The organism is Spiroplasma endosymbiont of Thecophora atra, assembly GCF_964019735.1.
GTDB classification, from domain to species: domain Bacteria; phylum Bacillota_I; class Bacilli_A; order Mycoplasmatales; family VBWQ01; genus Spiroplasma_E; species Spiroplasma_E ixodetis_A.
On record NZ_OZ026464.1, the window covers coordinates 786834 to 799595 of the forward strand.

Below are 12762 nucleotides of genomic sequence, written 5' to 3' on the forward strand. Positions count from 1 at the left end.
AACTTTATTAGTTATTGCAAATTATACTTTTCTTCAATATAATAATTAAGGTTTAGTAAATGCCCGGTTAGCTCAGCGGCAGAGCATTCGACTGTTAATCGAAGTGTCATAGGTTCAAATCCTATACTGGGCGCCATTATTCTAAACTCTTGTTTTCTACGGCTCGTTGGTGAATTGGTAAACACATAGGATTTTCATTCCTACATTACGGGTTCGATCCCCGTACGAGTCACCATTAATTAATATTTAGACTGCAAGTATTATAATTACTTGTTTTTTATTCCCCTAGATGTCTCGTTAGCTCAATTGGCAGAGCATCAGACTCTTAATCTGAGGGTTGTAGGTTCGAGGCCTATATGGGACACCAAAATGCGGAATTGGCGAAACTGGCAGACGCACCAGATTTAGGCTCTGGCGCCGAAAGGCATGAGGGTTCAAGTCCCTTGTTCCGCACCATACATTATTTTGTTAACCTTTATGTTTTTCATTAAAGGTTTTTTTCTTTTTTAACATTTTTATATAATAAAAAATTAAAATAAAATATTATATTTTAAACGTAATATTTTATTTTAATTTAAGAAATTTTATTCTATGGAAATATATAGTATTTTATTATTTTATCTTTATAATATTAATAAAATAATAGAAAAAAAGAAAGCAGGAAATGATTGATGGTAAAAATAATTTTTACTGATGTAGATGGTACTTTATTTGATAGTGGCAGTGCCTTAAGTGAAATTAATCTTAATGCTTGTTTAAAAGCTCAAAAAAATAATATTAAAGTTGTAATTAATACAGGTAGATATGGTGAAAATGCTATTCGTGTTGGTAAAATGATTAATGCTGAAAAATATGATGGTTATATTATTGGTAATGATGGTGCTGAAATTTGATCATATACTAAACAAAAATGAATTTATTTACAACAATTAAATTCAGAAATAACAATTAAACTTTATGAATGATTAACCAAATATAATAAACAAATGATTTTACATTTTAATAGTATTGATACTTTGTATGTTAACCATGCGGCTAATAGTTGAAGTACATGAGTTGAAAATCTGCAAATTAAAATTATTAAGTTAACTAATAGTACTGATATTAAAATGCCAATCTCAAAAGTAATGGTTATTTTAGAAAAATATTGAAAGGCTAATAAAATTACAAAATTCATTAATAGTTTTGAAACTAACTTTCCAGATTTAACAATTGTTCAATATCATACAAATGTTTTTTCAATTGGTAATAAAAACATTAATAAAGGTTCGGCACTACAATGATTATGTAATCATTTAAATATTGACACTAAAGATGCATTAACGATTGGTGATGGATTTAATGATTTACCAATGTTTGAAGTATCTGGTCATCCAATAGTAATGGAAAATGCTAATATTGCTTTAAAACCATATGGTAAAACTATTGCTCCAAATAATGATGAGCATGGAGTTGGATACATTATTAATAATTATGTTTTTAAAAATATACTCTTATAGTTTATTAACACACTAATAATTAAAATATATTATAATAATAATATAAGAAAAGTGAAAGGAGAAGGAAAATATGGCAGCAAAAAAACCTACTGTTTTTAATATTTTTATGAAAACTATATTGCCAAAGGTTAAAGCAGAACACCCAGAATTAAAACACACTGAGGCTTTTGGAAAAGCAGCAGCATTATGAGCTAATGCTGAAGAAAATCCCAAAAACAAATAGATAGACAGATAATTGCTTAAAAGAGTCAGATTTAAAATCTGACTCTTTTAAATATAAAAAAATATTGAAATTTTAAAAAAACACTAAAATTGCTATACAAATCAACAATGATAAAGTATAATCAAAATACTTACCTAGTAGGGTTATAGAGAAAGGTAAGTTTTAATTTTTAAAAATATAAAAAAAGTTACCTTAATTGGTAACTTTTTTTATATTTTTGATAAACTTCATTTATTTTGACTTGTAGATGGTTTATCAATATCTTCTAAATTAATTGTTTCTCAATCATTATTTTCTCTTTCTTTTACTAATAGAGAAAGTTTGTTCTTATAATCATCAATTATCAGTTGATTAATTCTAATCAACTTTTCATCAGGCTTTGGTTCAACATTATTTTTTTTCTTCTATAATACCTATCATTTTTTGTAAAATAGATATCTTTTGATCAAGCTCTGCTTTTTTTTCTTCATTTTGTCTAGCCATTTAAATTCCCCCTTTTAAAAAATTAAAGTACTTTTTTATTTGCTGAGTTATACTTGTAAGTGCAAGTAAATAAAATTGCAAAAAATTCTCATATAAAAATTTCATAATGCTAAATTTAGTTTAGAAAAAAGTAAGGAGTTTTTATATGAGTTATAAACATCTTGGCATAGATGAAAGGATTTATATTGAGAATCAATTGAAATTTAAATTTAAAATTAGTGAAATAGCTAAAAATCTTAATCGAAGTATTAGTACTATTATTCGAGAAATTAATAGAAATAAAGATAATAATCATTATTTTTCATTAATTGCACAAAATAAAGCTGAAAATCGAAAACAATCACATATTAGTTTTCATAAGTTTAAAAATAAGAATTTAGTAAAATATGTACAACAAAAATTACTATTAGGTTGATCACCTGAACAAATTTATGGCAGAATTAAAAATTTTCATAAAGAGTGAGTTATTAGTTTTAAAACAATTTATACTTGAATTTATTTTGGAATGCTTGATAAAGTTACTAGTAAAAATTTAAGAAGAAAAGGTAAAAAACGAAAATCTAAAGAAAATCGTGGCAAGTTTAATGGTAAATCAATTAAAGAACGAGATATAAATGTTAATGATCGTATAACACTTGGTCATTGAGAAGGAGATACTATAGTATCATCACGAGGTAAAAGCAAATCATGTTTAATAACTTTAGTTGAAAGAGTATCACGATTTACTTTAGCAATATTAGTTAAAAACAGAACTACTAAAGTTATTAATAAAAATGTCAGTTATTATTTATCAATTCTTCCTAAAAACATTGTTAAAACTATTACTTTTGATCGTGGCAAAGAATTTTCAAATTGACAACAACTTGAAAAAAATTTAGATATAAAAATTTATTTTGCCAATCCATATTCACCTTGACAAAGAGGTACTAATGAAAATACTAATGGTTTAATTAGAGAAAAATTTCCTAAAAAATTTATTTTTTCAAAAACTAATAAAAATGAAGTTCATAAATTTATATTGTCTTTAAACCAAAGACCAAGAAAAATACTAAATTATCTTTCACCAATCGAATATTTGGATAGAAAAATAATTTAGTTGCACTTACCTTTACAATTTAGCATTTATTATTAATTTATATATTATCTAATATTTATATTTTCTTCATTTAAAAATTAATGAATTTCCAACAACAGTTATATCAGAAAGAGCCATTGCAATTGCAGCCAACGGTGGAATAATAAATCCGGCAGCAGCTAATGGAATAATGATAATATTATAACTAAATGCTCAAATAAAATTCATTCAAATATTATTTTTAGTTTTTTTAGTTAAAACAATAGCCTTATAAACAATACTAATATCATTATCAAGAATAGTAATATCACCAATTTTTTTAGCAATATCACTACCAGAGCCCATTGCAATTGCTAAATCAGATTGTTCTAAGGCAATAACATCATTAATACCATCACCAACAAACGCTACTTTTTTCCCTTTTGCTTGTAAATCAGCAACAATTTGTGATTTACCTTGTGGTGTAACATTAGCAAAATATGTTTCTATCCCAACGCGATTAGCAATAGCAAGTGTTTGTGATTCATTATCACCACTAATTAAAATAACCTCAATTCCCTGTTTTTTAACTTTTTCAATTGTTAATAATGCATTTGTTTGTAATTCATCTTCTAAAATAAAAATATTAGTAACAACTTTATTAATTGCTAATGCCAATACTTTCTGGCTAGGAGTAACTGTTTCAAAATCAAATGTTTTTAGAAATGGACTAAATGGCATTTTTGCTTTTTGTAAATTTTCAAGTGATGAAATTTGTAATTCTTCAGTTTGATATTTTGCTTTAATACCAAAACCAATTTGTTCTTTAACCTCGGTAATTGTCAATGATTGTCCAACATTATTAGTATTAGAATATAAAGAAAAAGCTAAAGCCAAAGGATGTGTTGAATGCTTTTCCATAGCAATTGCCTTATTAACATGTTTTTCTTGACCATAAATTTTAGTAATAACCAAATTACCAGTAGTTAATGTTCCTGTTTTATCAAAACAAATGGTATCAATCTTAGTAATTTTTTCAAAAGCACTAGCCTTATTATAAATGATTCCTATTTTTGCTGCTTTATTAATTCCAACAGCAACTGCTAATGGTGTTGCAATTCCTAATGCACAAGGACAAGCAATTATTAAAGTTGCAATTGCAATTTCTAATGATTCTTGCACACCATTACCTACTGCAAAATAACGAATAAGAAAAACTAAAATGGCAATTAAAATAACAGTTGGTGTAAATCACCCAGAAATTTTATCAGCCAATTTTTGTAATTTTGGTTTCTGAGATTGTGCATCTTCAACTGCCTTAATAATACTTGCTAATACTGTGTCTTTACCAATTTTAGTTGCTTTCATCCTAAAACTATCACCAACATTATTAGTTCCACCAATTAAATTTTGGTTAACTTGTTTCGTAATAACTTGCGATTCACCAGTTAACATTGATTCATTAATAAATGCTTCTTCACTAATTAATTGACCATCAGTAGGAATATTTTCACCTTTTCGAATAATTAAAATATCATTTAATTGTACATCTTCAATATTAATAAAAGTTTCTGTTTTGGTATTATAATCATATTTTAAGATTGATTTTGGCTTTAATGACATTAAACTTTCTAAGCCACTAGTAGCCCTTTTCTGTGCAACAGCACTAATTAAATCACCAAGTAAAACAATCATAATAATTGAAGCACTAACTTCAAAATATAAGTGTTCGGTTTTATTAATTATCATTAAATAAATAGAAAAAATAAATGCCGTTGTTGTTCCTAGTGCTACTAAAGTATGCATACCAGGTCATTTTTGTTTAATTAATTCTCGATAAATACCAATATAAAATTTACGACCAAAATAAAATTGAATTGGAATTGCTAGTGCAAGTTGAACATAAGGATTACGTAAACTATCAAAAAATGAAGTATTAGGTATCATAATTAATAATAATGGTAATAACAATATTCAACCAATAATAAGTTCAATTAAATCACGTAATTTAACATTATGTTGATGATTATGATGTTGTTCTGACATATGAGATTGATGTTGTTCACTACTATGACTACTATGATCATCTGTAATATCTTTCATATCAACTTGGTGACTCGTTTTTATATCTTTAATCTCAGTTTCAAACTTACAAATTTCATATCCTAAATGATGCATTGCTTTTTTAATTTTTTTTTCATTTCAAAACTTAGGTTCATAACTAAATTGTGCTTTTTTAGTAGCAAAATTGATACTAACAGTAATACCATCTTCTTTAGTAAAATGTCTTTCGATAACACTAGCACAAGAGGTACATGAAACATCTGACAGTACTGCTCTACTAATAACAAAATTATCATTTATATCACTTGTATTATTCATATTAACTTCATCTCCTCAAATTTTAATATTTTAATCTTTTTTATTACTTTTTAACACACAATATATACAAAAATAAATTATACACATTTTAATGTTAAAAAATATTAAAAACACTAAATCCCCAATCATGTTATTGGGGATTTATTACCTTAAAAAGTAATTAAAAAGTAATATATTTATATTATAACATAGACTACCTTAAATCTAAAATTTCATTATAAACTGGCCATTTTCTTTGATTCTATTTTTACTTCAATTTGTGAATCTATATTATTTATAGCGGTTTTTTTATCTGCAAACTTATCATTGTCAACTTCAATTTGTCTTCTTTGTTTTTCATCAAATTTTTTTGCTGCATCTATGCCAAAAATAATAGCACCACCAACAGGAATAAAAACAGGTGTTATTACAGCATTGGCAATCCCACCAATAGCAGCAGCAGTTATAATATCAGTTTCTAATTGTTCTTCAGAACGGTTACTAACAGCACTGACACCACCCGCAACAGTAGCAGCAACTAAACCGCTCATTTGAGCAATAGGATTAATATACAAAGCACCAACAGCAGTACCAGTAGCAACACCTTTAGTCACTTTTATAATTTTTGCGGTTGTTCGATGTTTTGTTTTAAATTCTTTTCATTTTGTAGGTTTTTGTTCTACATTTTCTTCTGATTTTGCTTCAAGATTTTGTAAAATTTCATTTTTTATAGGCATTTCTTTTAATCTTCCTTTCAAATAAAAACTCATTTATTTTTATCAAAATAATGAGTTAAAAACTTATATTAAGTTTAATTATTATTATATTCTATTCTATACTGAATATTAATATTTTTAATAAATATATACATATTAAACAACTTTTATCTTTTTTTATAGCAACAAATATTATACTATTAAGTTTCTACTTCAACTTCATTAGTATTAACATCATCTGCTAATTTACTAATTACTAAATCAATTCCTTGTTTACTAATACTAGAAAATAAAATAATAGGAGTATTAGTGCTAAGTTTTAAAGTTGATAATATTAATTTTTTATTTTTTACTAATTGACTATTTTTCACTTTATCAACTTTAGTAGCAATTAAATGAATTTTTAAATGATAATGTTGTAAATATTCCAACATATCAATATCATCTTTACTGGGTGCATGTCTTAAATCTAATAATAAAAAAACTGCTTTTAAATTTTTTCGTGACTGAAAATATTCATCCATCATTGTCGCAAATTGGATTTTTTTTTCATTTGATACTTTAGCAAAACCATAGCCAGGAACATCAACAAAGCGACAAATATTATTATTAATTGTAAAAAAATTTAGCATTTGTGTTTTACCAGGTGTTTGTGAAACTCTAGCTAACTTACCATTATTACAAATTGTATTTAAAAATGTTGATTTACCAACATTACTGCGACCAACAAAACAAAATTCAGGAATTTCATCCTGCGGCCATTGTTCTTCTTTAATAGCACTAGTTAAAAATTGTGCTTGCTTAATTCGTTCCATTTTTTACCTCTTATTCAAAAATATATTATAATTAATAGTTAAGATTTAAACTAATTATTATTTATTATTTTAATTTTTATTAATATTAATAAAATTAGTAAAATGAATATTATCTAATGGCCATATACCAAAACCAAAAAATAATACAGCCAAAATGATACCACCAACAATAATATAAATAGCAAGTCATTTTATAATTTTAAATAATAACATAAAACTAATAATAGCAATAGCTATTATAATAATACCAACTATTACAAATGTATTCATGTTTACCTCCTATTATTTTAATTATTAAAGTAACACGTAACATTAATTAATAATAACATAAAATAAATTCGAATATTTTATAGTAATCATCTTTTTCTTAAAATTATATAAATTAAAAAAAGTTATCTTTTTAAAGAGAAACATGTTAAAATGTCAAAGGATAAAGGAGAGTGATATCATGACTGACAGCGATTCCGTTTATAATAAGAAAAATAATACTAATTTAAAAATTAGTAATTTTAAAAGTGTACTTTTAAATAAAGATTCAGTTAAATATTCTCCTGGTATTTTTACTAAAAAAATATTTTTTTAGCGTGTTAATAAATTTCTAAATCCTTATTTAAAAGTCTTAAAATAAGAAAAATAAGGAGGTAAAGAAATTATGAAGATTTTTTTAAACAAAATTTATTTTAAATTACAATTTAGTTTTAAAAAACCATTAGTTTACACAAATGGTGATTATATTAAACAAATTGCACATTTTAACCAAAAACAATTACTAAAAAATTTAGATTTACATAATTTTGGTCTTAAAACAGACCAAATTGAAATAAGAAGAAAAAAATATGGTATTAATACTTTAAAAAATACAAAATTTAATTGAATTTTAGAATTTTTAAAAGCATATTTTGGATCATTCAATATAATTTTATCAATTATTACTATCTATAATTTATTCTCATATTTTACAACAAATGATACTTCAATTTATTCATTGGTTGCCGCTATTATTGTTGGAACTATGATTTTATTAAGTGGAACCCTAATTTACATTCAATCAATACGAGCTTTTTTTATTACTAAACATTTAACAATTTTGGTCAAAAATACAACTACTGTTATTCGTAATATAAACATTAATCAAATTACTAAAGAAAACTCAATTAAAATAATTAAACAAGCACAAGAAATAAATGTTAATGAATTATTACCAGGTGATTTAATTTATTTATCAGCGGGTGATTTAATTCCTGCTGATTTAAAAATTTTATTAAGCAATGATTTATTTATTAATCAATCATCATTAACAGGAGAATCACTACCTGCTGAAAAACACGCTATTAACGATCCTGCATATCAAAACTTATTTGATTTACAAAATATTTGTTTTATGGGAACAAGTGTTGTCTCTGGAAGTGCAATTGCTATTGTTATAGCAACAGCTACTAACACCTACTTCGCTACTATTGCTGATACAATAAATAAACAACGTCCATTAAGCAGTTTTTCCAAAGGAATTAAACGCGTTACTTTAATGTTAATTTGCTTTATGCTAGTAATGGTACCCATTGTGTTAATTATCAATGGTCTTTTAAAAAACAATTGACCTGCAGCATTTATTTTTTCAATTTCGGTTGCTGTTGGTTTGACTCCTGAAATGCTACCAATGATTGTTACCTCTAATCTAGCGCGAGGTGCTAGTAAAATGAGTAAACAAAAAGTAGTTGTTAAACAACTAGCTGCTATTCAAAATTTAGGTGCAATTGATATTTTATGTACTGATAAAACAGGAACTTTAACTAATGATAATATTGAAGTAGTCAACCATATAACATTGGATAATAAAACAAATAATGACTTAATTAAGTTTATTTATTTAAATAGTTATTTTCAAACAGGAATAAAAAATCCAATGGATAATTCAATACTTGAATTTGGAGAAAAAAACAAATTAAAAAATATAAGTAATTATTATCAAAAAATTGATGAAATTCCTTTTGATTTTAATCGTCGTAAATTAACAATTGTTTTAGAAGATAAATTAAATAATAAAAAATTAATTTGTAAAGGTGCAATTGAAGAAGTTATTAATACATGTAATCGTATAGTTTATCAAGATAAAGTAATACCATTAAATTCTGATTTAATGAAAATGGTTAATAAAAAAATAACAAAATTAAATGAACAAGGATTACGTGTCTTAGATGTCTCATATGAAGATACAAATCTTACTAATAATAAATATAATGAAACAAACGAAAAAAATTTAATTTTTCTTGGTTTTGTAACTTTTCTTGATACACCAAAACCTACAGCAACAAAAATGATCAAATTGCTAAAAACACATGGTGTTGATCTTAAAATATTAACTGGTGATAATGAATTAGTAACAAGAGCAATTTGTAATCGTGTTAATCTAGAAATTAAAGGATTAATTTCTGGTGAACAATTAACTGGCCTAACTGAATATGAATTAAAAAGAATTGTTGAAAATAATAATATTTTTGTTAAACTAAACCCATTACAAAAGGCAAAGATTATTCAAACTTTAAAAAGTAATGATCACGTCGTTGGTTTCATGGGTGATGGTATTAATGATGCTTTAGTATTAAGAAATGCTGATGTTGGAATTTCTGTTGATAATGCTACTGATATTGCAAAAGAAGCATCAGATATCATTTTATTAGAAAAATCATTATTAGTTTTAGAAAAAGGTATTATTGAAGGTCGTCGCATTTTTGGTAATATTTTAAAATATATTAAAATCACGATTGCTTCTAACTTTGGTAATGTCTTTAGTGTGCTAGTAGCATCAGCATGATTTGCTTTTGCACCAATGTCACCAGTACAATTATTATTTCAAAATTTATTATATGATATTTCACAATTTACAATTGCCTTTGATCGTGTTGATCCATCATTTTTATTAAAACCACAACGCTGAAATCCAAAAGGAATGTTACCATTTGCTTTTATTAATGGACCTATAAGTAGCATTTTTGATATCTCTACTTTTGCAATTTTAGGATTTGGATTTGGTGTCTTTGGTAATCCTTCTGCAGAAAATATTAATATGTTCAACTCAGGATGATTTATTGAAGGTTTATTAACACAAACATTAATAGTACAAATGTTTAGAACTGAAAAAATTCCTTTTATTCAAAGTCGTGGTACTTGATTGGTGGTATTATTTCAATGTTTAGAATTAACTTAAACCAATTATCATTTTTTTCTTGATTACCTGATAGATGATCTAATTTATTTATTGATAGTTTAGGAATTATAGTTTATTGTTTGGTTACAAGTTGTATCTATTTTGGATTAAGAGGTTTTCGTTGATTTGTTAATATTTCAGGAATCATTAAATGACTGTCAACTTGTTTTTTGATTATTTGTGCCATTATTCTGGTAATCAAAAACGGCACTATAGTTTATCAACAAGCATTTGTTGGTACTAAACATCTTCATTTTACAATTAATATTTTTAATAATGCTTTTAGTAATTTTTTCTACTTTTTCCTTGGTTTTGAGACCTTTACTGTTATTGGAAAAAATGTTAAAAATCCTAATAAAAATTTAGGTAGGGGAACAATTATTGTCTTATTTTTGACAACTATTTTTTATTTAATGATTACAATTTTAATTATTGGTGCCATCAGTTCGCAGGGACCTAATGGTAATAACGGATGAGCAAATGGTGGTAATAATTATAACCCAAATAATGTTATTGCTGGCATTGCTGGTACAACGGGTATCATTTTACTAGTTATTTGTACTTTATCAATTAAATTGAATGGTGTAATACAAGTAGCGCTATATTCTGGAGCTATGCTACAACCATTAGCCAAAGAAGGATACATTAGTGAAAAAATAGCCAAATTAAATAAAGAAAATATTGCAATGTATGGTAATACTATTAATTTTATAATTACAATTATAGTTTGTATTATTATGCTAATAATTCCGGATTTAATTGGAATTAGTTTTAATTATAACCAAATATTGGGATTTACAACTAATATAACAATCTTTGTTTATCTTTTTGTTATAGCAGCAACTTGTGTTATGGGTTATTATAAAAAAATAAAAATAAAAGTTATTGAATGAATTATGTTTATTATCTGTTTATTATTTTTAATTAGTCAATTCATTATTTTTAATTATAATATGATTCATGATTTAGTAAGCAACAAAGGAATCATATTAATTGCAATTGCGATTAAGTTTTTAATGTTTTGAGTATTTATTATAATTGCTACTATTATTTATTTTACTTATTATAAACCAAAACTAAAACAAAGATTAATAACAAATCCAGAATATCAAAATCAATTAGATAAAGAATTTATTTTTAATTCTCATCTAGTAGTTAATTAAAATATTTAAAAATTATATTATCTTATTATCATCAAAAATAAACTAAATGAGTTGCTGGTTTTTTACAAAAACAAGTACCAGTAGTAGTTGTACTTTTTAATTTAGCATATGCTTGAAAATGTTCAGATCAACCAATATCAATTGTATGTTGAGCATGTTTTCCTAATTCAATTGCTGCTAATACAACCTTTTTCTCATTTAATGCTTTATTCATTAATTTAATATCAGCATCCATAATAATAATATCTTCTTTGATTATTTCATCATTTTTCATTATAATCACCCTTTCTACAAGTATATAGGGACTTCGTCCCTCGCCACTACGTGGCTCACCCAAATTATAGTCCCAGTAGGTTCACTGGGACTATAATCATTTTTATTTATCTTTATTTTTAGGTTTATCTTTTTTCTTTAAAATATTATCCAATTTATCCAATCCAGCAGACTTAATATCGCTATAAGTCATATCAATACTACTTGCTTCTTTAAGGTATTTTTTAGGTGACAATTCACTTTTAAGTTCATGCACATAATGTAAAGCACGTGAATTATACCTTTTTAACCAGTGTCTAGGAAAAAATAAAGTCATAGCCATTGCTTCACCACTATAACTTGGAGGCATAATACCTCGTTTAATCATTTTCTTTGTTCTACGACGTGAAAATACTACTTTATTATAATCCTCAATATTAATATATAAATTAAGATTAAATATAACAATAAAACCCAAAAAACGCATACGTTTAACTTGAACAACATACTCAACTTTTTCTCTTGCTTGTACTGGTATTCTATTAGGGTGTTGTTCAATCAAATACATTGTACCATTAAACATGTGACCTATTAACTTACAAAATTGTCCTAAACTTTCTTGTTGATTTTTAAACTGTACTCCTAAATCATTAGAATTTATTTTTAATACTAATTCATCTAAAATTATTAAATCTTGTTCCTCAAAAGCATAATTACTTGCTAACTGATTAAAAGTAAAAACATCGTTATAATTAACCAAATAAGAATAACCAGTCTTTAACTTAATAGGGAAAGGACTAACTACTCGTTTCTTATGACTTTGTGCTAAACAACAAGCAAGGGCAGATTTGCCAGTCCTTGGAGGTGCTGAAATAATATAACTACCAACTCGTTTTAAAATTTTAAGATTACGAATAGTTATAAGAATTGGATAAATAATTATAATCAAACCTATAACTAATAACACATAACCATATCAAGGCATAATAAA

The 12762-nt window shown here is 25.3% G+C and carries 13 protein-coding genes and 4 tRNA genes; 10 read left to right on the forward strand and 7 right to left on the reverse strand.

The genetic code is table 4. From position 1 onward, the window contains the following. Positions 1 to 61 precede the first annotated feature (61 nt). From AACL05_RS04430 to AACL05_RS04455, 6 genes are all read left to right on the forward strand, one after another. Positions 62 to 136: transfer RNA gene (locus AACL05_RS04430), tRNA-Asn, on the forward strand. A 24-nt stretch (positions 137 to 160) separates the two neighbouring features. Continuing rightward, positions 161 to 235: transfer RNA gene (locus AACL05_RS04435), tRNA-Glu, on the forward strand. A gap of 56 nt (positions 236 to 291) precedes the next feature. Further along, positions 292 to 367: transfer RNA gene (locus tag AACL05_RS04440), tRNA-Lys, on the forward strand. A 4-nt stretch (positions 368 to 371) separates the two neighbouring features. After that, positions 372 to 456, forward strand: a tRNA-Leu gene (locus tag AACL05_RS04445). A gap of 215 nt (positions 457 to 671) precedes the next feature. After that, positions 672 to 1499: a Cof-type HAD-IIB family hydrolase gene (locus tag AACL05_RS04450; protein WP_338960128.1), complete on the forward strand. Its 828-nt coding sequence runs from the start codon at positions 672 to 674 to the stop codon at positions 1497 to 1499. A 70-nt stretch (positions 1500 to 1569) separates the two neighbouring features. After that, the gene (locus AACL05_RS04455) at positions 1570 to 1722 is read left to right on the forward strand and encodes a hypothetical protein (RefSeq protein ID WP_338960130.1); all 153 of its coding nucleotides are present in this window, start codon (positions 1570 to 1572) and stop codon (positions 1720 to 1722) included. 209 nt (positions 1723 to 1931) lie between these two features. Here AACL05_RS04455 and AACL05_RS04460 read toward each other — a convergent pair whose 3' ends face one another. Then, the gene (locus AACL05_RS04460; protein WP_174480153.1) at positions 1932 to 2087 is read right to left on the reverse strand and encodes a hypothetical protein; all 156 of its coding nucleotides are present in this window, start codon (positions 2085 to 2087) and stop codon (positions 1932 to 1934) included. Between the two features lie 263 nt (positions 2088 to 2350). Here AACL05_RS04460 and AACL05_RS04465 point away from each other — a divergent pair, with 263 nt between their 5' ends. Beyond that, positions 2351 to 3301, forward strand: coding sequence for an IS30 family transposase (locus AACL05_RS04465; RefSeq protein WP_338960236.1), 951 nt, complete (start codon positions 2351 to 2353; stop codon positions 3299 to 3301). 48 nt (positions 3302 to 3349) lie between these two features. On the opposite strand, the gene AACL05_RS04470 is transcribed toward AACL05_RS04465, so the two are convergent. From AACL05_RS04470 to AACL05_RS04485, 4 genes are all read right to left on the reverse strand, one after another. Then, the gene (locus AACL05_RS04470; protein WP_338960132.1) at positions 3350 to 5641 is read right to left on the reverse strand and encodes a cation-translocating P-type ATPase; all 2292 of its coding nucleotides are present in this window, start codon (positions 5639 to 5641) and stop codon (positions 3350 to 3352) included. Between the two features lie 215 nt (positions 5642 to 5856). After that, positions 5857 to 6357, reverse strand: coding sequence for a hypothetical protein (locus tag AACL05_RS04475; RefSeq protein WP_338960134.1), 501 nt, complete (start codon positions 6355 to 6357; stop codon positions 5857 to 5859). Between the two features lie 179 nt (positions 6358 to 6536). Next, positions 6537 to 7151 carry a ribosome biogenesis GTP-binding protein YihA/YsxC gene (gene yihA / locus AACL05_RS04480; RefSeq protein WP_286640905.1) on the reverse strand — a complete coding sequence of 205 codons (615 nt, stop codon included), beginning with the start codon at positions 7149 to 7151 and terminating at the stop codon, positions 6537 to 6539. Positions 7152 to 7220: 69 nt separating this feature from the next. Further along, complete coding sequence (locus AACL05_RS04485) at positions 7221 to 7421, reverse strand: hypothetical protein (protein WP_338960138.1); 201 nt, start codon at positions 7419 to 7421, stop codon at positions 7221 to 7223. Positions 7422 to 7599: 178 nt separating this feature from the next. On the opposite strand from AACL05_RS04485, the gene AACL05_RS04490 reads away from it, so the two are divergent. From AACL05_RS04490 to AACL05_RS04500, 3 genes are all read left to right on the forward strand, one after another. Beyond that, entirely contained in the window at positions 7600 to 7734 is a 135-nt protein-coding gene (locus tag AACL05_RS04490; protein ID WP_338960140.1) for a hypothetical protein, read from the forward strand. A gap of 69 nt (positions 7735 to 7803) precedes the next feature. Next, positions 7804 to 10356: a magnesium-translocating P-type ATPase gene (gene mgtA, locus AACL05_RS04495; RefSeq protein ID WP_338985768.1), complete on the forward strand. Its 2553-nt coding sequence runs from the start codon at positions 7804 to 7806 to the stop codon at positions 10354 to 10356. After that, positions 10338 to 11519, forward strand: coding sequence for an amino acid permease (locus AACL05_RS04500; protein ID WP_338960143.1), 1182 nt, complete (start codon positions 10338 to 10340; stop codon positions 11517 to 11519). Before mgtA ends, AACL05_RS04500 begins: the two co-directional genes overlap by 19 nt. Positions 11520 to 11544: 25 nt before the next feature. Here AACL05_RS04500 and AACL05_RS04505 read toward each other — a convergent pair whose 3' ends face one another. Both AACL05_RS04505 and AACL05_RS04510 read right to left on the reverse strand, forming a co-directional pair. Continuing rightward, positions 11545 to 11793 (reverse strand): hypothetical protein, encoded by a 249-nt coding sequence (locus AACL05_RS04505; protein ID WP_338960145.1) that lies wholly within the window; start codon positions 11791 to 11793, stop codon positions 11545 to 11547. Positions 11794 to 11895: 102 nt separating this feature from the next. Further along, positions 11896 to 12756, reverse strand: coding sequence for a hypothetical protein (locus AACL05_RS04510; RefSeq protein WP_338960147.1), 861 nt, complete (start codon positions 12754 to 12756; stop codon positions 11896 to 11898). Positions 12757 to 12762 lie beyond the last annotated feature (6 nt).